Genomic DNA, 24,031 nt, shown 5'->3' with positions numbered 1-24,031 from the left:
CAACGCTTAAACAGGATATATGATGGCCCTCTCCCCCTTTGATCATCCCTTCCTTTCGGGACTTCTCGGTGATGAGGAAATAGAGAGCCATCTTTCGGCCGAGGCCGATATCAGGGCGATGCTCGCCTTCGAAGCTGCACTGGCCCATGCTCAGGCGGGCCTTGGCATCATTCCTGCCGAGGCTGCCGCAAGCATTGCTTCAGTCCGCGACACATTCATTCCTGATGTCGGCAAGCTGAAAACGGCCGTGGCGATGGATGCCGTTGTCGTGCCGGAACTCGTAAGGCAATTGCGGCAGGCCGTAGGCGGTGACGCCGCCGGCCATGTCCATTTTGGCTCGACCAGTCAGGATGTGATTGACACGAGCCTGATGCTTCGGATGAAAACCATCATGTCTATCCTTGCAGCACGGATCGAGGCGATATCGACTTTGCTGCATGGACTTGACGAGAGTTTCGGCCGCCGAGCCCTCATGGGGCATACCCGCATGCAGGCAGCCATTCCAATCACCGTCTCGGATCGCCTCCATAGCTGGCGCCTCCCTCTCGATCGATTGAAAGCGTCACTGACGGCCTTGGAGTTCCCCGTGCAGTTCGGTGGAGCGGCGGGCTCTCTCGACAAACTGGCAGAACATGGGCCAGCCGTGCGGGCGGCACTTGCAGCTGAGTTGGAACTTGCAGACTGGTGCCAGTGGCAAAGTCAGCGTGATCCGATTGTCGAAATTGGCCAGCAGCTATCGATCATCACCGGCGCTCTGGGCAAGATCGGGCAGGATATCGCGCTGATGGCGCAGGCTGGCAACGAAATTGCCCTTCAAGGTGGGGGGAAGTCATCCGCGATGGCGCACAAGCAGAATCCCGTCGCGGCGGAAACGCTGGTGGCGCTCGCGAGGTTCAACGCCGTTCAAATTTCCGGCCTGCACCATGCGCTTGTTCACGAACAGGAGCGATCTGGCGCCGCATGGACACTCGAATGGCTGATATTGCCGCAGATGACCATGACAGCCTCCGTCTCACTTCGCTTGGCACGCGAGATGCTCGGCAACATCAAACAGATCGGGGCTGCCTGAAACTGAGATCGGCGAGGGTCTCTCGACTCTGGTTCATGCTCAGAATTTCAAATCTTCTGTCACGGCGCATCCGCTTTCGTCTGAGCAGAGGCCAACCTGCGAGATGATGCGATAGACCCCGGTCTCGCTTCCTGTTAATGCGCCCTAAGTCGCCGCCGGTTTGATAAGGCGCCGTGAAACTCGGACGACCAGCCTGCCAAGATCGCCCGTTCGTCGTAGAGTAACAGAGACGGCGTTCTGACCACATCGGTCGGTCGTCGCAGCTGCATACCTTGCATCAGAAACCGTCCCCATGGTTACCGGACGTGTTGGCCAACTGCTGCATGCGCCGTCTCTCGTGGAACAACCTCACTCTACATGGGGGTCACTGTTGCTACGCAAACGAGAGGCCAGGAGCGCTGTCGTGTCTGGCGAAAGGAGATCATGCTTTTCCGCGAATGCCATGAACAGACCACGCGCCGTGTCCGCTTCGATTTCGCCACGGAGCGCCGCCTGACATGATTTAACAGCGATTGTATGCGCGTTATCTCTCAGTGAGGTTGGCCAATCGACAAGGTATCTGTAGGCGTCCATGACACCGCGAACGTCGACAGGGAATCCCAAACCGACAAGAATGGTAACGGGTTTTGTGAACATATCGGGTTTCATCGCTCTCTCCTTAATCAACCTGGAATGTGGAGAGGCGCCGCCAAGGCGGCGCCCTGTTTCAAACAGACTTTGAGATCAAGCTGCCTTCTGCGCTTCAATCTGCGCTTGAACGGACGATGCCAACGTCGGTGTACTCTGGATCGAAATCTTACGCGGCTTCAGCGCTTCCGGGATCTCGCGCACGAGATCGATCGACAGCAGACCGTTCTTCAGATCTGCGCCGTTGACCCGCACGTGGTCGGCAAGCTCGAAGCGATGCTCGAACGGACGCCCGGCGATGCCACGATGCAGGTAGCCGTCACTGGCAACCTCCTGCTTCTTGCCGGAGACGATCAGAAGATTGGACTGGAAGGTGATGTCGAGATCGTTTTGCTCGAACCCTGCCACGGCCACCGAAATTCGGTAACTGTCGTCGCCGGTCTTGACGATATCATAGGGCGGCCAATCGCTGATCGAGCGGGCGCGCTGGGCGTTCTCAAGAAGATTGAAGACCCGGTCGAAGCCGACGCTCGAGCGGAAGAGAGGTGCGTAGTCGTAAGATGTTGCCATAGCCATATCCTCCTTGAAGCAACATGGGTACGGAAGCGCCGAAAGCGGCGCTCCCAGCAAGGCCAGCCCCGATTTTGGCGGCTGGCGGCAAACGATTTGGTTTGGCAGATTTTCTTATTCAAGACCTGATACGAAAAAAAATGTAGCGAATTCGATTCGTCATGCACTCAATGGACGGATCGACTGACAACACGATGCGGGTAGGCCGATATGAACTGCGCGATCAACGCGGATGCTTGCTGCAGTACGCACGGGCCGAGTTTCAACGGGAGATGGATGTCAAATTGCTCTTCGTTGTCTGGTCGGAAGAGCGCCGAGAGGTCTGTTCTACTGGCGAAAAAACAACGGTCATGGGCGGGATTATGAAAAGCTGGAAATAGAGGCCATGACCGTTGCGGCGCACCTAAATCTTTGGCGCGTCACGCCGCCTTCGCTCGGCGTAGTAAGAAAAGAGCCATTACAGATGCACAGGCGTCAACACAGTCACCTTCTGCAGGAGCCGAAATGCCCAAGCTTATCCTCATCCTCGGTGACCAACTGACATCAGACATATCGTCCCTCGACGGTGCCGACAAAGAGCACGACACCATTCTGATTTGCGAGGTCATGGCCGAGGCGACCTATGTGCGGCATCACAAGAAGAAGATCGCATTCATTTTCTCGGCTATGCGTCACTTTGCGGAGGAGTTGCGAGCCGATGGATATCACGTCCGTTATACCAGGATCGATGATCGCGATAACGGCGGCTCGTTCAGTGGCGAGATGAAACGCGTGGTCGATGAACTGTCTCCGTCAACGATCTGCGTCACGGAGGCGGGCGAGTGGCGCGTGAAGGCAGAAATCGAAAGTTGGGCATCCTTGTTCGAGGTCACAGTCGATGTTCGTCCTGACCGCCGCTTCATCGTCTCCCATGATGAATTCAAGAACTGGGCCGATGGTCGGAAGGTGCTGACGATGGAGTACTTCTATCGCGACGTGCGACGCAAGACAGGGTTGCTGATGCACGGGGACGAGCCCATTGGCGGACGATGGAACTTTGACGCTGAAAACCGCCAACCGGCAAAGCCGGACCTGCTTCGGCCGAGGCACATGACTTTTCCGCCCGATGATGCGACGCAGGAGGTCATCGAGACGGTTGCCCGGCTTTTTCCGGATAATTTCGGCAAGCTCGATAATTTCGGTTTTGCGGTTACGCGATCAGCCGCCGAGCAGGTTTTAACAGCGTTTGTGGCGGATTTTCTGCCAAACTTCGGAGCGACGCAGGACGCAATGCTGCAGGACGACCCAAACCTCAACCACTCCCTCCTGTCGTTCTATATCAATATCGGCCTTCTCGATGCGCTGTCCGTCTGTCGCGCCGCAGAGCGCGCCTATCTGGAGGGCAACGCACCACTCAATGCCGTGGAAGGCTTCATCCGCCAGATTATCGGCTGGCGAGAATACATGCGCGGAATCTATTGGCTGGCCGGACCTGAATACGTCAACAGCAACTTCTTCGAGAACATTCGCCCGCTGCCCGCATTCTACTGGTCGGGTGAAACGGAGATGCGCTGTCTTGCAACGGTTATCAGGGAGACGATTGATAACGCCTACGCCCATCATATCCAGCGCCTCATGATCACAGGCAATTTCGCATTGCTTTCAGGTATTGATCCCAGAGCCGTGCATCAGTGGTATCTTGAAGTCTATGCAGATGCTTATGAGTGGGTGGAACTTCCAAACGTGGTCGGTATGAGCCAGTTTGCCGATGGCGGTTTTCTCGGAACCAAGCCCTATGCAGCGAGCGGGAACTACATCAATCGGATGTCTGATTACTGCACGGGATGCCGATACGATCCGAAGCAGCGGGTTGGCGACAAGGCCTGTCCCTTCAACGCGCTATACTGGGATTTTCTGGATCGAAACCATGCGAAACTGAAAACAAACCGTCGGTTAGCTCAAGCATACGCGACTTGGGGAAAAATGGACGACGAGACCCGTAAAAGCGTCAAACGACACGCCACGAGATTTCTAGCCGAGCTCCGCTAGCATGCCACTAGACCGCTTCCGATAATTTTCACGCCGTGCGTGCGATTGTCTTCCTTGCTCATCTCTCGATTGCCCACGACAACACGTCGGCAGCGACACCACCGCAAGTCAAGTGGAGGCATCAAGAAAATTTCCTTCGATCTCGCCGGGAATGGCCCTATTTACTGAAAGCTTCGATCAAAATCTCGCGCAGCTCGTTCATCGGCAACGCCTGCGCGGAGGTAGCGGGTACCATTCCCTCAGCAAAACCGTGCTTATAAAAGTGTGTAAGGAGCTGTGCATCTTCTGTGACGACATGCACCGGGACAGCTCTCGAGACACCCGGTCCAGTAATGATGGACGCGGGCTGGTGATCACCTAGGATTATATAGATCGCGCCCTTCCCCTGACGGGCCATGAAGTCGCCCAACGTCGCCAGAGAATAGTTGATGGTTTGAATGTACTGGCCACGCACACGCTCAGGATTGGACCAAACGACGGAGGGAGAATCGCCGCTGGTAGCCTGCACGTTGAAAACCGACCCATCCCCTATATCGTTCCAGTCGACGAGTTTGGGTACAGGCGTCCAAGGAGCGTGGCTTGAGATGAGGGCGATTTCAGCCATTACGTTTTGTCCGCGGACATGGGCAGGTTTCAGCGCCAGTCGATCAAAGGCGGATAAAGTGTACTGATCCGGCATCGTCACCCAGTTGAACGGCTCTCCGCGATATTCGAGACCAGAGGCTGCAAGGATCTGGTTGTAGCCGAAATAACTCGCCTCAGGCCATGCCATGGTGATGGCGGGCATTACCGCGACCGTGTGCCACCCAGCCTGCGAAAAAAGCCGGTTCAAGCTCGGCTGATGGCTGATCATAAGACGATCGTAGCGCGCCTGACTGTCGACCCATATGCCGGAAAGCAATGTGCCGTGGGCCAGCCAGCTCAAGCCGCCGACAGTAGGTGATACGACCCAGCCGCTCGCCGCATACATACCCGTCGCTTGGAGCTGGCTCTGGATCGTCGAGAGCCGGGGCAAGGTGACTTCAGAGTATCGATGGTCCTCAACTGCGGAACGTCCATAGGACTCCACGAATACAAGGATCACATCCTTGCCTTTTACGGCCTGGAAGAGACCCTTTCCATCCCGGGGACCAAGGCCAGTTCTGAGTTCTTTTTCGAATGCATGCATATCCCTAACCGAACTGATCACGAGACTGAGTCTGCCGGCGAGATAGGTGGGTGTTCGCAAGTCTGCTGTTGCCTTGTCGAACCACATAAGGCTTCCAGCGACCGCGATAACGCCCGTAAAAACACCGAGTAGCAGTCCACGCAGTATTCCACGGGCTTCGGCCATCTGCTGAAGCGACTTGAGAAAAATCGCCAGGCTCAGCAAGATGAGGATAATGCCGCCGACCAGAGCGCCGGAGGCATAGAACGTTCCCATCGCGCCGGATATCAGGTGCCAGCCATCGCCCAGCATTTTCAGATCAAGATAGGGATTGAACTGCCGCTGGAACGCCGTCTGCACGCCGATATCCGCCATTTTCAGTAACAGCACCAGAAAGACCAGAAAACCGCAAAGAAAGATGATGTGACGCCTTAGCGAACCGCGCGTCATGAGCACGAGAACAGCGATAATCGGCCATTCCAGTGGCAAGCGCGCAAACGTGCCTGGTACAAGCGCGTCAGGATGATCAGGCAACGTGAAAGCGAAAAAGGCAATGACGGAGAAAAGCCCTGCGCCGACCACGGCTTTCAAGTTAACATGTCTGAAATCTGCCCGACCTATTCCAACCAATGCAATCCGCTCCCATCGACCGCAGGGATGAATTTATGGGAAAAACAGGTAAGACACAGAGCCATCCACGCTTGAAAAAACTGCGAATACTGGTGTCCGTCATTACCTTGGCGTTCCTTTCCACCATCATCCTTAGAACGGACCTGACAGCGCTTGAGCAAGCGCTGTCCCGCATCTCGTGGACCGCGACCATATGCTGCCTTGCGCTGGTGCAGGTGCAAATCGTGCTGTCGGCGCTGCGGTGGCGCTTCACCTCCCGGCGTCTTGGCCAGGATATCACGCCTTTCAAAGCCATACGCGAATACTATGTGGCCAGCCTGCTGAATCAGACCCTGCCCGGCGGCATGGGCGGCGATGCCCTTAGAGCCTGGAGAATGCGCGGCAACGAGCCTGGCGGATGGAAACAGCCCGCCAAGGCCGTCATTTTCGAAAGGCTTTCCGGCCAGATCGCCCTCATGCTTGTGGCCATGATCGGCCTGTCTATTTGGCCCTCCATCACGAGCGCAGATCTTGGCACACATGCCCGACATCACTTCATCCTCGCGATCATGGTGATTGCAGCCATGGCGCTCATCATCGTCTGGATCACAAGGCAGAAGGCAGCCGAGAGCGCCCTTCGTGAGGACCTCCTCAACGTCTTCGTCCGGCACAATGCATGGCTGCTCCACGCATCGATGAGCGCCGCTATTCTCTTCTCGTATGTCGCGACATTTTTTATAGCAGCACAGGCAACGGGCTCCAATCTGCCATGGATCGCGGGTATGACAATCATTCCCTTCTGTTTGCTGGCGATGCTGATACCGACCGGATTTGGCGGCTGGGGTACACGCGAAGCTGCAGCGATGGCCCTGTGGCCGACGCTGGGTATTTCCTCGGTCGATGGCCTCGCCGCAAGCATCACATATGGCTGGCTCTCCCTCGTCGGCGCAGCGCCCGGCATAATTTTCCTTGTCCTTACCGCTCTTAGAAAACGGCCTAGCGTGGCATGACCCGGATATCCGTGAGGCCGTTTCGCACATAATCATCGCCGTGCGGCGCTTTCCGGGACATATCCTTTCGCTTCCCTAAGCGTATCATCTCCGGTCTTCCAGTGGTACGCTCTGGATGTATGCGGAAGCGGCCGGATTTGCAGGCAACGTCAGCCCTGAAAATGCGTCCGTTACAGAGCTTTCGTCGAAATCCACAACGATCCATTGCCTGTTTGATCGCATCATTTCTGAAACAAACGGCCAACGACGAGAGAACGCGCGAGATCGATAGGCGATAACAGGGTAGCATTGGTTATTCGGTCACCCGATTGCGCATGAGAAAAACGATGTCGATCGCGAAAGAGATTGTCAGCATGGCGAGCGAAATAGCCGCAAGATAGCTCGATACCGGGACGTTAACAGCCGGAACGAGGATCAGGCACAGCGTTGAAACCTGAACCACACAAATGAGCTTGCGCCTTAGCGATGAAGGCAACTCGGCGCCCAAAGCCGGAACGAACCATCCCGCAGCCACGAAGCCGTAACGCATAAGACCGATTACAAGCACCCAGGCTCCGGCCTTGTCGAGCATGGCGGCTGCCACCGACAGGATGAGGACGAGAAACGCATCCACCTCCATGTCAAAGCGCGCTCCAAGCTCAGACTCACATCCGTATCTGCGGGCGAGATAACCATCGATACCATCGAGAGCCAGGGCAAAGACAACGACTCCCGCCAGTATCCAGAGCGCCGTATCGGCCTGATGAAGGGTATCGAAACAAAGCACTGTCGCCGCCGTCAGGCTGACAAGCGAAGCCCGAAACGCCGTGACCATGTTTGCATAGCCGAAATCGCGATGGGGATAGCTCGGCAGGAGATAGACCACGAAGCCGAAGATAATGGAAAGCGACAAGATTGCGGCTGCCACGAAATCCCAGCCCAGGGACATTTCCCGACGCACCAATATGGCGACGATGATCGTGCCCAGCATAAGGAACGCCATGTTCGTCAGCGTGTTCCGAATGAGTGGCTTTCGGTCTTTCAATCTGCTTGGCGCATCGCCACGGATAAGTGCCATTCGATCCTCCCTGCAGCCAACTTCACTCTGCCGCAACCAGCGCCTTGAGGTCCATGAGATGCCCCGCGCGAAGGGTTTTGGTGCGTAGATAATTCTGGTTTTCGGCAGTGACCGTTCCTGTAACCGGAGCACGCGCATCAACCTCTATGCCACCTGCCCTCAGAGCGCTGATCTTTGTGGGATTGTTGGTATAGACTGCAACTTTATCGATGTTCATGTGCCGAAGCATTGCAACGGCTGCCTCATAACGGCGGTGATCTGCCGCAAGGCCAAGTTCTGCATCAGCATCGATCGTATCGAGACCAAGATGCTGATATCCGTATGCCCGCATTTTTGCACCGATGCCTGTGCCCCGCCCCTCCTGATCGAGATAAAGCAGAACGCCGCCCCCTGCCTGCTTTAGCAGAGCGAGCCCGTTGCGAAGCTGATCGCCACAGTCGCATTTAAGAGAGCCGCAGAGATCGCCGGTAATGCAGGATGAATGAATGCGGATTGGAACGGTACGCGATACGTCCGGCTTGCCGACAACAATCGCGACCTGGTCCTTCTGTGCGAGCCCGCCACGAAAAACGACGAAATCAGAATCGCCAAGATCCTTGAGGGGAACACGGGTGCAGACAACCTTTTCAAAGCGCTGGCGGGCAATATCCGCCCCCTTCAGATCGGTGGCAGACAATTCACAGCATCCCGTAAATTCTGTGCTCGTCTCAGCGACATCCGAAAGCACCATGGCAGGAAGGAGAAGAGCAATCCGGGCCAGTTCTGCCGTCTGCGACGCCAAGTCATCTGCTTCAAACCACTTTGAAGGATGCTCGGTGCCAAGACCATAGGACAAACGCGAAGCGTCCTCAAAGCTCACACCTGCAAGCGGCGCCAGTATGTCTCCCCGACCGACGATACCAAGGCGAGTGGCGCGTGGCCCTGTCAGGAGCAGCGAGTGCCGATTCTCGGTGGCAACCGCGAATTGATCATAAAGAGAAGGCGTGACGGCATCCAGAGCAAGAGCTGCCATCTTCCTTTTACTCGAAGACAGAAGAATGGGACGACCATACCGAAGCTCCGCAACGGCGCGCTCGACTTTTACCTCCGGTGTACTGAACTGCAACTTTGTGTCGGCGACATAGGACATCTTGCATACTCTCCCTAGACGTTTTTGTATTTTACGAAGAAGATCACGAGCAGGTTTCAGTGCGGTCGAAAAATTATTTGGTGTTATCGACGGAACAAAACGCGCGTCTGGGCAATACGCTCCATTCGATATGCACTTACCGGGATCACTCTTTTGGCATCTGCTCATGGAAATACACCAATAACTGCTTCGAGATCATCCCGTGCACTCTGGATAGAGCACAAAGGGCGATGTGGGATCAGGGAGGAAATCCTCAACACGATCAATGCCGATGAGGTTCTGGTCCGCAACCTCTACAGCGGCATAAGCCGCGGAACCGAATCCCTGATTTTCAATGGCGCTGTGCCACCGGGCGAATTCGAGCGAATGCGCGGGCCTCTAATGGGAGGTGATTTCCCGTTCCCAGTAAAATATGGATATTCCTGTGTTGGCATCGTTGACGGAGGGCCAGCCGAATTGCTCGGTAAAACCGTTTTCTGCCTTCATCCTCATCAGGATTTTTTCATCGCCCGTAAGGACATGGTTTATCCGCTTCCCGAAGGTCTTCCGCCGGAGCGCGCCGTGCTTGCCGCAAATATGGAAACCGCCCTCAATATCGTGTGGGATGCCCTCATTCTTCCGGGCGACCGCATTGCTGTCTTCGGTGGCGGTGTCATTGGAACACTCGTTGCCAGCCTGTCCGGTCGCATTGCGGGAACAGAAACCATTCTTGTGGACAACAATCACGATCGAAGCGAGCACGCACAGGCCATGAACATTCCCTTTGTTCGGGCCGGCGATCTGGACGGCGAGTTTGACGTGCTCATCAACGCCTCCGCATCCAGCGAAGCTCTCGCAGAAGCCATTGATCACGCAGGAATGGAAGCAAGGATCGTGGAGGCGAGCTGGTACGGCGACAAAACGGTTTCGGTTCCGCTCGGCGGCGCATTTCATTCCAGGCGGCTCTCCCTCATAAGCTCGCAGGTCGGCTCCATTCCGACATCTCGTAGAGCGCGCTGGACATTTGGGAGGAGGCTGACGAAGGCTCTGGAGCTTTTGCAGAGCGATCACCTCGATCACTTGATTTCCGGCGAGACGGGATTCGATGATCTCGTAAACGATTATCCCCGCATTCTCGCATCACAGCACACGCTTTGCCATCGCATCCGCTACTAACGAAAGAGAAACCATGTTCGCAGTCGAAGTCCGAGATCACATCATGATCGCCCACAGCCTCCCCCGCCCGGTCTTCGGTCCGGCCCAGGGCATGCACGGCGCAACATTCGTCGTGGACGCAGCCTTTTTCACCAAGGACGTGGACGAGGACGGTCTGGCAGTCGATATAGGCGCGGCGACCACCGTTCTCGCGCAGGTGCTGAAACCTCTGAACTATCAGAACCTGGATGAACTCGATGTTTTCAAAGGCAGGGTCAGCACGACGGAGGTCATCGCGAAATATATTTTTGATGCGCTTGCGGCGGCGATCGCAGCAAAGCATCTCGGCCCCGGCAGCCACCGGATCTCGCGCCTCAAAGTGACTTTGCATGAATCTCACGCGGCGCGTGGATGGTATGAGGCAGACCTTTGAAAGCAAGCCTTACCTTCGCTTACCCAGGAAACCTTGAACTGAGGACAGGGGGATACGGTTATGACCGGGAAATCATCAAGGGCTTGAGACAACTCGACTGGGATGTCGACCTCCTTCCGCTTGGAGACGGTTTTCCATCGCCCGCCGATCAGACCTTGAGAGACGCGGAGAGGCAGCTTTCCGCCCTTCAGGACGGTGAACTCGTGCTGATCGACGGCCTCGCCTTCGGTGTCATGGATACCTGGGCGATGCGCGAGGCCGAACGTCTGAGGATCGTCGCTCTGGTTCACCATCCGCTGGCACTCGAGACCGGGCTGAACGAGGAACGGAACGCACTGCTGCGGCAAAGCGAAAGGGCAGCGTTGACCGCAACACGGCATATCATCGTGACCTCGACCATGACTGCTGCCGAACTTACGGAAAATTTCAGCGTGCCGCCTCACAAGATAACCGTAGCCATACCAGGAACGGCCAGGCCATCGCCATGGCGCAAGGTGCATAACGACATCCCGAAAATTTTATCCGTCGGCTCCCTTACCAGGCGCAAAGGACATGACATTCTGATTGCTGCGCTTGCAAAGGTCCTTGATCTTCCGTGGCATACCACGATCATCGGAAATCCCCGTTTGGACTGTGCCATCGCGGATGCACTTGCAGAGCAAATCAAAAAACTGAAGCTTTCCGATCGCGTTACCCTGGCCGGCGAGTCCGATGATCTAGCCTCGGCTTACGAAAAAGCTGATATCTTTGCACTTGCTAGCCGTTACGAGGGTTACGGCATGGTCTTTGCAGAAGCCCTTTCGTACGGCCTGCCGATCATTGCCTGCAAGGCAGGAGCGGTGCCGGACGTTGTTCCCAGCGACGCCGGTATCCTGGTTCCTGTGGACGATGTTGACGCAACGGCATCCGGACTGAGGTCATTGTTGAGCGATCCCCAGGCGCGCGTTCGTCGCTCGGAAGCCGCCACACGCGCCGGAAAATTGCTGCCCGGATGGGCGGACACGTCGCAAATCATATCGCAAACATTGAAGGCGTTGGCATGAGCGGCTTTGACAAGGAATGGCTGAAACTTCGGGAACCTGCAGACCGCGCGGCTAGAGCGCAGCCGATGCTTGAAAGAGTACGCCAGTATCTGGACGCGCTTCCACAGCCGAATATCATTATGGACATAGGGTGCGGCACAGGATCAACTTATCGCACGCTTTCCCCCATACTTCCAACAACCAGTTGGAGGCTTGTCGATTATGAGGCCGCCCTGCTGGAGGAGGCGCAGCGTCAGATCGGTGCCAGTGAAAACATTGAGTTCCATTGCCATGACCTGAACCGCCTCGATGAAACGCTTATGGATGGGGTCACAATGGTCACAGCTTCGGCCCTGTTCGACCTGTGTTCAGCCGATTTTTGCGGCCGATTCGTGGAGCGACTGGCCCGCAGACAGATCGGACTATATGCTGCTCTCAACTATGATGGTGTCATGGAATGGTCGATTAAGCACCGGCTGGATGCGCAGGTGGCTGGAGATTTCAACCGGCATCAGCGATCAGACAAGGGGTTTGGCCCAGCCCTCGGACCGGAAGCCTCCGCTCATCTCTCCACTCTATGCGAAGCATCCGAATTCCGGGTCGATACCGCCAAAAGCCGCTGGTACCTCGGCCCTTCATCAGCCGAACTGCAGAAAGAATTTCTGTCAGGGCTGGTACGACCAATCGGCGAAATCGGCAACGTCGATGACGCCGAGTTCAACGAGTGGCTCGAATTTCGACTTTCAAAAATTGGCGTGAATGGCAGCCTCTGCATCGTCGGGCACACGGACTTCCTTGCTCTTCCCCGTCATTGAAGAAGCACCCGCCTTGAGGCGGCAGTCAAAAAGCACGTCGCTTCCCAGCGCATAGATATCCGCCGCAGGCCGATGGGCGTTGCAGAGTTCCGCAATCGGCGTCAAGGATATGCCGCATGGCCCGGACCCTATGATTAAGGGCGCTATGGCAACGTGAAGATGATCGACAAGATTGGCGTCGATGAAACGGGCAATTGTTTTTGCGCCCCCCTCCACGAGTACACGCTTCAATCCGCGCTCGGCGAGACAGTCGAGGACATCATGTGGATCCAGGCCACGCGGACCGCGTGTCAGCCTTATGACATCGGCGGGATAGTCTGAGTTCCGCGCATCGTCGCCCTGAATGAGGATAACCGGCGCTCCGCCATCATGAAACAGGCCTTCCTTTCCGGTCAATTCGCTTCGACAGTCGATAACGACCCTTGTAGGATTGGGGCCCTTAACTTTCCGCACTGAAAGTCGTGGATTGTCATTCCGTACGGTTCCAACACCAACGATCACCGCATCGACAAGGGCACGGCAACGGTGCAGGTGTACAAGTCCGTCGGGTCCGGAAATGTCCCGAGCATCACCGCTTGGAGTTGCGACACGTCCATCAAGGGACTGACCGACCTGCGCAAGGACAAAACGGTCTCTTGCCGAGGCGATAGGGCCGTAGAGCGACAAAGCCGGATCGGCCTCTCTTCTGCGAAGCGCATCTTTTCCCTCGCGCATGGAAAGGAGCCGCGTCCAAAGCCTGTCAGTTACATTGAGATTGCGCATCGATGTCCCTGTCTAAAGAATTCGGTAAAGCGTGGAGTCTCGGCGGATCAGATGATGGAAGATCACTGCCAGTATATGTAACGCGAACAGCGCCAAAACGATCCATGCGCTCCACTCGTGGATCGCAGATAAGGTCGGAGCGATCTCCGGCGATTTGCCCATTGGACTCCAGATCGGCATTACCCCGAACCATTGCAAAGGAAACCCATGTGCGTTTGTGGCCAAAAAGCCGGAGACGGGCATGATGATCAAAAAAATGTAGATCAATCCGTGCACCGTATGCGCGGCCACGCGTTCCAACGCTGTCCCCACTATTGGAGGCGCTGACTGAGACAACCTGGCTCCAATCCTCAACAGCATGAACCAAAACACCAGAAATCCAAGGCTTTCGTGCACGAGATAGAAGTCCAGCTTCACCTCATCCTTCACGAAGCCAATCATCAGGCCCAATGGCCAGGTCAGGAAAACAAGCAGCGCCACGATCCAGTGCAGGATCCTTGTCATTCGGCTGTACCGCGGTACATCCCGTGTCGGATCGTTAATCAACTTTTCCCTCCGGATGCAGATCACTGGACATTCCACAAGCCTCCGAACCACTCGATGGTTCACTGCCCGAATTATGCATCTGAGATCGCATGTTACGCCATTCACAGTCACGCGATAGCCACCATGCGCTTTCACCCTGCGGTATTTGATGATTGTTACCAGCGCAGCAAAGAGCAAGCGAACCTTTACAAAAGTCCGTGCCCGGTCATCTGGCGGCCAGCGCTGGCATCGAATGACGGAAACCAGTCGGCACGTCTTCGGACGGCGATTGTCGAGGGGAACGAGGGGATCATGCCACTGTCCGTCGCGCAGTGGTTTATGAGTTTCATTTCAATGCTCTGGAATGGACGTGAAACCCCAGCCCCGTTTTACGCGGCTGCACTGCAAGAAATTTCCTTGGCCACTTAGCTACTTGCACTTCGTAGTGACCTGTCTTCATGTAGGTCACAACTGCCATTCGGATGCACCCGCTGGCCGGCCGAACAAGTAGCCCTGACAGTAGGAACAGCCGAGTTCTTGCAGGGCATGGTGTTGCCCCGCGGTTTCCACGCCTTCGGCGACGACGTGCTTCCCCATTGCCCTCGCCATGTCGACAATCGCCTTGACTATGGCATGATCGGCGCTGGAGCGGGTCATCGCCCGCACGAAAGTACCGTCTATCTTGATCTGATCGTAGGCAAGCTCCTTCAGGTGCACGAGTGACGCAAAGCCGGTGCCGAAATCGTCGAAGGCAACGATGAAGCCCGCCGCCCGTAGAGCCTCGAGCTGCGCTCCGATATTGCCCGCCTGCTGCGACAGCATGACCCCTTCCGTGACTTCGATCTGGATATGACGTGGCAACAGTCCGGCCCCCTGGACGGCATCCAGAACCTCATCAACGAGGCCGGGGTGATCGGGAAAAGAGATGAACTGCGAAGACGAGACGTTGATGGCGATGTGTCCGAAATCGACGCCCGCGTCAGCCCAGGCCCTCGCCTGGGCCACGGCGCTGCGCAGCACATGGCTACCGATGCGCCGGGAGAGTGTCGGCTCGTCAAGAGCCGTTGCGAAGGCCGCCGGACCGAGCACTGAGCCATCGGCTTTCCTGAGCCTTAGCAGTGCTTCGAAGCCGACACGCTGTCCCGTATCGAGGGTTATTTTCGGCTGGTAATGAAGGACGAACCGATCCTGCGCCAAGGCCTCTTCCGCAAGCGTCAACGCGGCCTTGTCGGCTATAGCGCGATCGAGCCTGCGAGGATCGATCCGAGACAAGAGATACCGGTCCTCGGATTGTAGCAAACGCTCCACGGCACAACGCGCCAGCCGATCCAACAAGCCGCGCACGTCAACTCCAAGGCGCCTTGGCACTCGGTCGAGAACACAGAGCGAGCCTAGCCGAATGCCTGGCTCGATTTCCAGCGGCACCCCGGCATAGAAACGGATCGCATCGCTCCCGTTGACGAAAGGGTTATTTGCGAAGCGAACATCTCGAGCGGCATCCGGCACGACGAAGGGACGCGATGATCGTATCGTGTAATCGCAGAAAGCGTCCGTCCTGCGGGACCCGATCCCTGTGATTCCCCGCTTTGACTTGAACCACTGTTGTTGGCTGTCGAGCAAGGTAATGAGGCCGATTGGCGTATCGGCCGCGAGACAGGCGGCGTCGACCAAGGCATCGAGCACGGGATCCGGACCGGATGAAACGACGGACAACTCCCTTAGACGTTTGAGACGAGCTGCTTCTTCCGGGGGGAACTCATAAGGTTCGACCGCATCAGCTGGAATCATATGACGATCGACACACTGGAGCATGGCATTTTACTCTTGCTATTGTTGCACATCTGTCAGGCGATAGCCCACGCCTCGGATCGTCTTGATGGCATCGCAACTCGCGACATCCAATTCTCCGATCTTGCCGCGCAGCCGGTTGATGTAGACGTCGATCGTCTTGTCGCGAGGGTCGTATTCGCGAAAGAGCGCCTGGCGTGCAATACACGACTTCGGACAGTCCTCTCCGGCGCCAGCGTGAAGCACCTGCAATATCCGTCCTTCGAGGGCCGTCAGCGGCTGGCTGGCGCCATCGAAATCCAGGGAAAGTCGCGCGATGTCACAATCAACATTGCCGATCTTGAAGGCAGAGTTTTGCCGCGGAACATTGCGGCCCAAACGTGCCTCGTGAAGTCGATGGACGCGCGCGCGCAATTCCTTGACGCTGAATGGCTTCATCACATAATCGTCTGCGCCGACACTGATGGCATCCGCCCGGCTATCGGCGTTGCCAGCTCCCGAGATCATGATGATCGGAACGTCGGAACGAGCGCGCACATTGCGAAGCAACTCCAGGCCGCACCCGTCAGTAAGGTTGATATCGATGAGGATGCAGTCATAGGACGCAAGTTCGTTGGAGTGAATAAGTCGATTGGCCTGCTTTGCGGTCGCAAGATAATCGAGCCGGTCCCGGGAATCCGACCAGTTCAGCCGCAACATTTCAACGACATCTCGCTGATCTTCGATGATCATTATGTTCATGGTGATTTCAGATGCTTGTTAGCTTGGCCCATTCGCCTCTCGTCAGCGCCTCGAGGCGCAGCGGGCTCCGGCGGCAGCGTTGGCTGCACGTTTTCAAGCCCTGATATGGTGCTGCGGCCGAGGCTTTCCAAGGTGGCAAAGGGTGACGTCATGCGAGCGAGGCGATTGACGACGTCCGGCCTCAGCTCCTTAAGGAAACAAATATGCAGGTGTCCAGGGTCACGCTGGACGATGATACTTCCGACCAAGATGTCAAACCTGCCGATGACCAGATATAGATGATCCGGAACTTGCGACTTTCCTATTCGCACCGTCGCTCCGCCCTCGCTGATTTCAACGACGAGACAACGAACGATCTGCGCTTTGCGCATCCACTGTCCGGTAAACATAAGATTGCAAAAGAGCGTGACGCTGCGGCAATACCATTTGCGGCTGAAAAATTCGGATTGGACGCGGCTGAGATAAGTCGTTCTCTTGGTGTGTTTCACGGGATGACCTCGATGCTTGCAGGGATCCGCCCCGTATTCGGGAGATGGAAACAAGGCAGTTGGTTGCACCGATTAGACCGGCCCGCCCTTAAGCGACTGCGGCGCCAAATTTAAAAAAGGTTAAAATGCTGAAATCCCCCATGGATTGCATCGGCTTTGGAGATTATCGAAAGGTTGAAATCCATAACGATTGAGGACGAGGCAGACCATGCGACCGGGACACACAATCGCTGGCAAAGTCTTGCGCATTCTTGTGACTGCACTCAGGCAATGTGCAGCGGATCGGTTTTCCGTCGGATTGCTTGCAGGGGGAATCTCGGCTCTCGTTCTGACATTGCCGGCGATGCCTGGCTGGCTCTGGTTCATCGGAGCCGCTCTCTTCATTGCCTGGCGGCTTCGTCACGACGAGGCTTGGTCCAGGCAGCACGATGTCTACGGGAACGAGGCTCTTCTCGAAATCGCTGGCAAGATCGCAAAGCTGGGCGGATGGGTGGTGCATCTGTCCGACCGGCGCATCGAATGGTCGGATGAAACCTGGGCGATCCATGAGAAGCCAAAAGGCAAGACTGTCACGTTCGAAGAGGGCATCGGCTATTTCGCGCAGGAATGGCGCGACACGATCATCCAGCACTTCGAAACATGCATCGCGACCGGCCTGCCCTACGATATCGAGGTGGAGATCATCGATGGCGCGGGCCGGCGGAAATGGGTTCGCGCCATAGGGGTCGCAATCCGTGATGAAATCGGCAGCATCGTCCGAATCCAGGGCGCACTCCAGGACATCGATGAGCGTAAGCGGCTGGAAGATACGGCAAGGGAGCTCGAGCGGCGTTTCGCCGAATCCATGGAAAATATCAGCGATGCCTTTTTCCAGCTCGATACCGACTGGCGCTTCGCATATCTCAACCGTCAGGCCGAACGTCTGCTGCAGCGACCGCGTTCGACGCTTCTGGGTCATATGATCTGGGAGGAGTTTCCCGAAGCCTCGCTGGGCATTATCCGGCAACAATACGAGCGTGCCGTCAGCGAGAACAGAACTGCGGACTTCGAAGTGTTTTACGAGTCGCTGGACGCATGGTTCTCGGTCACCGCCTATCCAGGCCCCAGTGGGCTGACCGTCTATTTCCGTGATGTGACAAAGCGGCATGCGGCCGATCAACATTTGCACCTTCTGGAAATGGCGATCTCGAGAATCGAGGACTTCGTGATCATTACGAAGTCCGCAACGCAACCGGAGGGGCGCCAATCAATCGTCTACGTCAACGAAGCCTTCATCCGGATTACGGGCTATTCGCCGCAGGACGCACTCGGCCGCTCTCCCGGCTTTCTGCAGGGAGAGCGGACGGAGGTCGCGACCGTTGAAAAAATAAATCGTGCGATCAGTGCGCCGAGGGCAATTCGAGCCGAAATTCTGAACTATGCCAAGGATGGCCGCGACTATTGGGTGGACATGAGCATCGCACCGATTGCCGGCCCCGATGGACGAGCCACCCATTTCGTCGCGACCGGGCGCGACATAACGGAGAAGAAGAAGGCAGCAGAAAGACTGGCAGAAAGCGAAGAGCGTTTCTCGATCGTCGCGATGATGACGACGGATGCAATATGGGACTGGGACATCGCGACCGGGCGTGTGCAATGGAACAGCAACATCAAATCCGTCTTCGGACATGACGACGTGCCGGTCGAGGGCGGCTTTCGGGAGTGGGAAGCCAAGATTCACGCGGACGACCGCGCGCGCGTCACGTCGAGCGTGCTTGCCGCCATCGAAGGAAACGCCGACACATGGCTGGAAGAATACCGCTTCCGCCGGGGAACGGGAACCTATGCAGAGGTTCTCGATCAGGGTTACATCATACGAAACGCCGCAGGCCAGGCAACCAGAATGGTCGGTGGCGTCCGCGATATCACCGAGACGCGACTGAATGAGGCCAAACGGTTGCAGGCGCAGCGTCTGGAAGCCATCGGCCAGTTGACCGGAGGTGTGGCCCATGACTTCAACAACCTCCTGACGGTCATCATCGGAACGGCAGAGACCCTGGCGGAGGAAATCTCCGATCCGCGGCTTTCCGCGATTGCGCAGTTAAACCACAAGGCCTCCCGGCAAGGCGCAGCCCTTACGCGCCAGCTTCTCACCTTTGCGGGCCGACAACCGCTCGAACCAACGGCACTGAATATCAACGGCTCGATAAGCGCCATGGAAGGGTTGCTTTCCACTGCACTTGGCGAAACCATCACCCTGCAATTCGCACTTGATCCGGAAGCAGGTCAGGTGAGAGCGGATGCAGCGCAACTGGAAGCCGCCATCATAAACCTTTGCATCAATGCGCGCGACGCAATGCCCGACGGTGGCAGGGTAGAAATCTCGACCATTCGAAACGGCGACGATGCCGTAATCCAAATTTCCGACGACGGCTTCGGTATGGACGCCGAGACGCGTGCAAAGGCCTTCGAGCCATTCTTCACGACAAAGCCCTTTGGCAAGGGAAGCGGCCTGGGCCTCAGCACGGTCTACGGCTTCGTGCGACAATCTGGAGGCCGGATCGACATTGAATCGGAGCCGGGCAAGGGAACCACCATTTCGCTTTCATTTCCCAGGTTGGGCGCCACGGACATTTCTGCCGAGTCCTTGGGAAGCAGGCTGCTGGAGGGAGGCAATGAACGCATTCTCGTCGTTGAGGACGATGCGATGGTCCGCGATTTCGCCGCCGACACACTGGTTGCGCTGGGCTATACCGTTCTCTGCGCGGGTGATGCCACGGAAGCGTTGCGAGTACTGAACACAGACGGCCCGTTCGATCTGGTCTTCTCCGATGTGGTCATGCCCGGCCCGCTCGACGGCCGCGCCCTGGCGAGCGAGATTAATACGCACTTTCCGACGGTTCCGGTTGTTCTGGCGACCGGCTACGCCGATATAGAACACATCGCTGCGGCCTCGCGGTTCCGTCCACTCGCAAAACCCTATACGCGACGACAGCTCGCGGATGCATTGAGGGAGGCCATCGACGTTTCGCGCAGCGATTGAGGCGCGCCCGCAATCCTATCGCTCCGACAGGTGCAGCCGCCACATCTCGATCGGTTTTGCCAGCAGGCGGTCGATCTGGCTCAGCAGAGGCTCGAGGTGCGGCATTTTCATGTGAGCATCGAGGTCCGCCTGGCTCTCCCAGTTCTCATAGAACACGAAGATGCAGGGATCGCTGGCATCCACGTGAAGATTGTAGTCGATGCAGCCATGTTCGGCACGCGTGGGCCCGACCTGATCGACGAGAAGGCGGTAAAGCTCCTCCCGGGTTTCCGGGAGGGCCGTCAGCGTTGCAATCAGGGAAACGATCATGGCCTCAGCTCCGCTTCTGGCTGAGCGCGACGGCGAGAATGATGATGCCACCGCGAGCAATCAGCTGCTGGCTGAATTCGAGACCCATCAGGATGAGGCCGTTGTTGATGAGGCCGATCATCAGGGCGCCGACGATGGTGCCGATGACGGTTCCCCTGCCGCCGAAGAGGCTCGTGCCGCCGAGCACAGCCGCCGCGATGACCGAAAGCTCGTCGCCTTCGCCGAGCTGGAATCGACCGGACTGCAGGCGCCCCGCATAGAGCATGCCGGCAAGCGCTGCTGCGAGCGACGAGAGGACCAGTACCTTGAACTTGATCGCCTTTGTGTCGATGCCGGAATAGCGCGCCGCCGTCTCGCCGCCGCCGGTTGCCAGCACGCGCCGGCCGAAGCCCGAGCGACGCAGAACGATATGTCCCATACCACCGAGGACTGCCATCCACAGAAGCAGCACCGGGACCGGCCCGAGATTGCCGCCGCCGAAGAGCCAGGAATAGCCGGGCGACAGGATCGGCACGGCGGCCGTCGCCGATATCCACATGGCGACGCCCTTGGCGATGCCCATCATGGCCAGTGTGGTCAGGAAGGACGGAATGCCGATGCGGGTGGTGAGCCAGCCGTTGAACATGCCGACGGCAAGACCCGTGGCGATGCCGGCACCGACGCCGACGATCGGCCCGCCCGCGGCGATGCCCATCGCGACAGTCACCGTCGCAAGGCCTGCGACCGCGCCGACCGAAAGGTCGATTTCGCCGGCCGAGAGCACGAAGGTCATGGCGATCGCCATGACGGCGATCATCGCGGTCTGCCGCACGATGTTGAGCAGGTTGTTTGGATTGAGGAACCCCTTGTCTGCTAGTGTCACGGCGAAGACGAGGAAGATGACGATGAAGCCGATATAGATGATGTTCTGGCGCCAGTTGGCGAAGAAGGCGTTAGCCATGGGAAACCTCCTGAACCGCAAGGGCCTTTTGGATTTCGATCTGAAGCCGCTGCTCTGCGGCCTGGAGACGGTGGGCAAGGTCATCGGCGGGCACGGACGGATCTTCCAGCGCCTCGCGCGGCAAATCCTGGTGCACGCGCCCGTCAGCCATGACGAGAATGCGGTCGCAGGCGGTCAGCAGTTCGGACAGCTCGGACGAGATCATGATGATGCCTTTGCCGTCGGCTGCGAGTTCCCGCACCAGACGAATGATTTCGGACTTCGAGCCGATATCGATGCCTGCGGTCGGCTCGTCGAGGATGAGGATGTCGGGGTCGGTGGCAAGCCACTTGCCGATGACGACCTTCTGCTGGTTGCCGCCCGAAAGCGTCGAGACCGCATGGTCACGGCTCGCCGTCTTCACGCGCAGGCGCTCGATTTGCGCGTCCGTCAGGTCGTTCGCTGCCTTGGTATCGACGAGGCCACCCTTGGACAGCCTGTCGATGACGGCAAGGATCATGTTGGACGCGACCGAATGGTCAGGGATGATGCCCTGCGTGGCGCGCGCTTCCGGCACCAGCGCGACACCGGCGTCAATCGCATCGCCTGGCTTGCGGATCGAGACGGCGCGACCCTTTATCCGGATTTCGCCCTTGGCCACCGGGTCGATCCCGGCCATGACCCGCGCCAGCGACGAGCGGCCCGAGCCGAGCAGGCCCGCGAGCCCCACCACTTCGCCACGATGCAGCGTCAGGGACACGTTCTCCGGCTTGTGTCGGCCGCTGACATTGTCGAGTTCCAGCAGAACGTCGCCCTTCACGGCCACGCCGCGCTCGACGTCCGACAGTCCCTTGGAGCGCCGACCGACGATGTGCTCGATCATCGTGTCGATCGGCAATTCGCTGAGCGGAGCCGTGATGACATGCCGGCCATCGCGCAGGATCGTCGCGCGGTCGGCGATCCGGGCGATCTCGTCCATGCGGTGGCTGACATAGATGATCGCCACGCCCTTTGCCTTCAGCTTACGCAGGAAGACGAAAAGTCGCTCGACATCGGAGACGGCGAGCGCCGTCGAAGGTTCGTCCAGTACCAGCACGGTCGCATCCTGGGAGATCGCCTTGGCGATCTCCGTCAGTTGCTTCTGACCTGCACCGAGATCGCCGACCAGGGCCTTCGGATCGACAACGACGTCGAGCATTGCGAAAATGTCTGCCGCACGCTTCTCCGCCTCTTGGTCGTCGATGAGCCCCGTGCCGGCGCGGTATTCCCGTGCAAGGAAGATGTTCTGCGCCACCGTCAGCGTCGGGACGAGGCTCATTTCCTGGTAGTTCATGGCGATGCCGGCAGCCCGGGACGCCTCAGGTGAATGGGTAGACAGAGGCGCGCCACCGACCTCGATCGTCCCCTTGTCTGGGCGATGAACCCCGTTCAGCACCTTGAGGATCGTCGACTTGCCGGCGCCGTTGCCGCCCAGCAGCGCATGGACCTCGCCGGGCATGACCTCGAAGGACACGTTGTCGAGCGCACGCACGCCGCCGAAGGTCTTGGATATGCCAGTCATGCGGACCGCAGCGGCGCTTGCACTCATCTCACCTTCTCCCACAGTCCGGTCTCGCCAGAGCGAATGAGGGCGTCCGCGACGAGTTCCGTCAGCAAGCCGTCCTCGAAGTTCGGGCTCGGCTGCCGGTTCTTCGCGATGGCCGAGAAGAAATCATAGCATTCGACGATCTTCGTTTCAGAATAGCCGATGCCGAGACCGGGGATCGGCCAGAGACCGTTGCCATAGGGATGGGCAGGGCCCGTATAGACGGTGCGGAAGCCGCGCGCATCCGCCGGGTCGTCGGCGAACATGACCTGAAGCTCGTCGCGGCGTTCGTAGTTGAAGTTGATCGAGCCCTTGGTTCCGTGGATTTCCAGCGTGATGAAATTGTTGCGGCCATAGGCGTTGCGGGTCGCTTCCAGGCTGCCGATCGCGCCGCCTTCGAACCTCAGCATCGAGATGACCTCGTCGTCGACATCCACCTCGCCGCGCTCTGCGTCCGCGGCCTTTTCCGCCGCACCGAGCTTGTCGACGCCGCCCTGCTGCAGCGGCCGCGTCTTGTTGTAGGTCGTCGTGATCGCGTTGACCTCGGCGATCGGGCCGACGAGATAATGGGCGAGATCGACGACATGGGTGGCGATGTCGCCGACCGTGCCGGATCCCGCGATCTTCTTCTGAAAGCGCCAGGACAGAGGTGAATCCGGATCGGCGGACCAGTCTTGCAGATAGGTGCCGCGGAAATTCAAGATCCGGCCGATGCGCCCCTCGTCGATGTACTTCTTGGCAAGCGCCACGGCCGGCGTGCGGCGATAATTGAAGGCGACCATGTGAATGACGCCGGCGGCCTTCACCGCCTCATGCATCGCCCTCGCCTCCTCGACGGTGCGCGCGAGCGGCTTTTCGCAGATGATGTGCTTGCCGGCCTTGGCCGCCGCAATAGCGATCTCGGCATGGACGTTGTTCGGCGTGCAGATATCGACGACGTCGATATCCGGTCGGTTGACGATGGCGCGCCAGTCCGACGACGCTTCCTCGAAACCGTAGCGAAGGCGCGCTTCCTCGGCCATGCCGTCAGTCACATCGACCACGACCTTGCGGTGGGGAATGGCCGGTGCGGGCCAGAAGAACATCGGCATGGAAGCATAGGCCATGGCATGCGCCTTGCCCATGAAGCCGCCACCGATCATGGCGACGTTCATCACTTTGGTCATCGGTTTTCTCCTGAAAAAGCTCGCCCTTTGGGCGCCAAGTTCGATTACCGGCAAAAGCCGGATCGTGTCGGATACG

General features: G+C 57.8%; 22 protein-coding genes. 8 read left to right on the top strand and 14 right to left on the bottom strand.

What is annotated here, in order from left to right; translation table 11 throughout:
• The first annotated feature begins 22 nt into the window (after positions 1–22).
• Positions 23–1,069: a 3-carboxy-cis,cis-muconate cycloisomerase gene (locus N7578_RS02860; RefSeq protein WP_311108797.1), complete on the top strand. Its 1,047-nt coding sequence runs from the start codon at positions 23–25 to the stop codon at positions 1,067–1,069.
• Between the two features lie 348 nt (positions 1,070–1,417).
• Here the strand turns inward: N7578_RS02860 and N7578_RS02855 are convergent, their stop codons facing one another.
• The gene (locus N7578_RS02855; protein WP_311108796.1) at positions 1,418–1,717 is read right to left on the bottom strand and encodes a DUF982 domain-containing protein; all 300 of its coding nucleotides are present in this window, start codon (positions 1,715–1,717) and stop codon (positions 1,418–1,420) included.
• A 75-nt stretch (positions 1,718–1,792) separates the two neighbouring features.
• Complete coding sequence (locus N7578_RS02850; protein ID WP_311108795.1) at positions 1,793–2,266, bottom strand: Hsp20 family protein; 474 nt, start codon at positions 2,264–2,266, stop codon at positions 1,793–1,795.
• A gap of 504 nt (positions 2,267–2,770) precedes the next feature.
• On the opposite strand from N7578_RS02850, the gene phrB reads away from it, so the two are divergent.
• Positions 2,771–4,294, top strand: coding sequence for a (6-4)DNA photolyase (gene phrB, locus N7578_RS02845; RefSeq protein WP_311108794.1), 1,524 nt, complete (start codon positions 2,771–2,773; stop codon positions 4,292–4,294).
• Positions 4,295–4,451: 157 nt separating this feature from the next.
• Here the strand turns inward: phrB and N7578_RS02840 are convergent, their stop codons facing one another.
• Complete coding sequence (locus N7578_RS02840; RefSeq protein ID WP_311110034.1) at positions 4,452–6,023, bottom strand: sulfatase; 1,572 nt, start codon at positions 6,021–6,023, stop codon at positions 4,452–4,454.
• A gap of 83 nt (positions 6,024–6,106) precedes the next feature.
• Here N7578_RS02840 and N7578_RS02835 point away from each other — a divergent pair, with 83 nt between their 5' ends.
• Complete coding sequence (locus tag N7578_RS02835) at positions 6,107–7,060, top strand: lysylphosphatidylglycerol synthase transmembrane domain-containing protein (RefSeq protein WP_311108793.1); 954 nt, start codon at positions 6,107–6,109, stop codon at positions 7,058–7,060.
• Between the two features lie 292 nt (positions 7,061–7,352).
• Here N7578_RS02835 and N7578_RS02830 read toward each other — a convergent pair whose 3' ends face one another.
• Together N7578_RS02830 and ribA are read right to left on the bottom strand one after the other, a co-directional pair.
• Positions 7,353–8,117: a CDP-alcohol phosphatidyltransferase family protein gene (locus tag N7578_RS02830; RefSeq protein WP_311108792.1), complete on the bottom strand. Its 765-nt coding sequence runs from the start codon at positions 8,115–8,117 to the stop codon at positions 7,353–7,355.
• A gap of 22 nt (positions 8,118–8,139) precedes the next feature.
• Entirely contained in the window at positions 8,140–9,246 is a 1,107-nt protein-coding gene (gene ribA / locus N7578_RS02825; RefSeq protein ID WP_311108791.1) for a GTP cyclohydrolase II RibA, read from the bottom strand.
• Between the two features lie 456 nt (positions 9,247–9,702).
• Between ribA and N7578_RS02820 the strand changes: the two genes are divergently transcribed.
• The 4 genes from N7578_RS02820 to N7578_RS02805 are packed head-to-tail and all read left to right on the top strand — an operon-like array spanning position 9,703 to position 12,650.
• Complete coding sequence (locus tag N7578_RS02820; protein ID WP_311108790.1) at positions 9,703–10,401, top strand: zinc-binding alcohol dehydrogenase; 699 nt, start codon at positions 9,703–9,705, stop codon at positions 10,399–10,401.
• A 13-nt stretch (positions 10,402–10,414) separates the two neighbouring features.
• Complete coding sequence (locus N7578_RS02815; RefSeq protein ID WP_311108789.1) at positions 10,415–10,813, top strand: 6-carboxytetrahydropterin synthase; 399 nt, start codon at positions 10,415–10,417, stop codon at positions 10,811–10,813.
• Positions 10,810–11,856, top strand: coding sequence for a glycosyltransferase family 4 protein (locus N7578_RS02810; protein WP_311108788.1), 1,047 nt, complete (start codon positions 10,810–10,812; stop codon positions 11,854–11,856). Before N7578_RS02815 ends, N7578_RS02810 begins: the two co-directional genes overlap by 4 nt.
• A complete protein-coding gene (locus tag N7578_RS02805; RefSeq protein ID WP_311108787.1) occupies positions 11,853–12,650 on the top strand; it encodes a class I SAM-dependent methyltransferase in 798 nt (265 codons plus the stop codon). Before N7578_RS02810 ends, N7578_RS02805 begins: the two co-directional genes overlap by 4 nt.
• On the opposite strand, the gene N7578_RS02800 is transcribed toward N7578_RS02805, so the two are convergent.
• The 5 genes from N7578_RS02800 to N7578_RS02780 form a co-directional block, all read right to left on the bottom strand.
• A complete protein-coding gene (locus N7578_RS02800; RefSeq protein ID WP_311108786.1) occupies positions 12,579–13,364 on the bottom strand; it encodes a RibD family protein in 786 nt (261 codons plus the stop codon). The two genes, N7578_RS02805 and N7578_RS02800, sit on opposite strands and share 72 nt — an antisense overlap.
• Before the next feature lie 60 nt (positions 13,365–13,424).
• The gene (locus N7578_RS02795) at positions 13,425–13,916 is read right to left on the bottom strand and encodes a cytochrome b (protein WP_311108785.1); all 492 of its coding nucleotides are present in this window, start codon (positions 13,914–13,916) and stop codon (positions 13,425–13,427) included.
• Positions 13,917–14,402: 486 nt separating this feature from the next.
• Positions 14,403–15,725 (bottom strand): EAL domain-containing protein, encoded by a 1,323-nt coding sequence (locus tag N7578_RS02790; RefSeq protein WP_311108784.1) that lies wholly within the window; start codon positions 15,723–15,725, stop codon positions 14,403–14,405.
• Between the two features lie 39 nt (positions 15,726–15,764).
• Positions 15,765–16,466, bottom strand: a complete 702-nt coding sequence (locus N7578_RS02785; protein ID WP_311108783.1) for a response regulator transcription factor — start codon at positions 16,464–16,466, stop codon at positions 15,765–15,767.
• Entirely contained in the window at positions 16,463–16,954 is a 492-nt protein-coding gene (locus tag N7578_RS02780; protein ID WP_311108782.1) for a hypothetical protein, read from the bottom strand. Before N7578_RS02780 ends, N7578_RS02785 begins: the two co-directional genes overlap by 4 nt.
• Positions 16,955–17,162: 208 nt before the next feature.
• On the opposite strand from N7578_RS02780, the gene N7578_RS02775 reads away from it, so the two are divergent.
• A complete protein-coding gene (locus N7578_RS02775; protein ID WP_311108781.1) occupies positions 17,163–19,976 on the top strand; it encodes a PAS domain S-box protein in 2,814 nt (937 codons plus the stop codon).
• A gap of 15 nt (positions 19,977–19,991) precedes the next feature.
• Here N7578_RS02775 and N7578_RS02770 read toward each other — a convergent pair whose 3' ends face one another.
• Genes N7578_RS02770 through N7578_RS02755 form a run of 4 tightly spaced genes read right to left on the bottom strand, consistent with a single transcriptional unit; the run spans position 19,992 to position 23,955 of the window.
• The gene (locus tag N7578_RS02770) at positions 19,992–20,285 is read right to left on the bottom strand and encodes a putative quinol monooxygenase (protein ID WP_311108780.1); all 294 of its coding nucleotides are present in this window, start codon (positions 20,283–20,285) and stop codon (positions 19,992–19,994) included.
• A gap of 4 nt (positions 20,286–20,289) precedes the next feature.
• Positions 20,290–21,225: an ABC transporter permease gene (locus N7578_RS02765; RefSeq protein WP_311108779.1), complete on the bottom strand. Its 936-nt coding sequence runs from the start codon at positions 21,223–21,225 to the stop codon at positions 20,290–20,292.
• A complete protein-coding gene (locus N7578_RS02760) occupies positions 21,218–22,792 on the bottom strand; it encodes a sugar ABC transporter ATP-binding protein (RefSeq protein WP_311108778.1) in 1,575 nt (524 codons plus the stop codon). The genes N7578_RS02765 and N7578_RS02760 overlap by 8 nt, the downstream gene beginning before the upstream one ends.
• Positions 22,789–23,955: a Gfo/Idh/MocA family oxidoreductase gene (locus N7578_RS02755; protein WP_311108777.1), complete on the bottom strand. Its 1,167-nt coding sequence runs from the start codon at positions 23,953–23,955 to the stop codon at positions 22,789–22,791. The genes N7578_RS02760 and N7578_RS02755 overlap by 4 nt, the downstream gene beginning before the upstream one ends.
• Positions 23,956–24,031 lie beyond the last annotated feature (76 nt).

Source organism: Agrobacterium tumefaciens (assembly GCF_031801495.1).
Lineage (GTDB): Bacteria > Pseudomonadota > Alphaproteobacteria > Rhizobiales > Rhizobiaceae > Agrobacterium > Agrobacterium tumefaciens_K.
This window is presented reverse-complemented; position numbering and strand designations above follow the sequence as displayed.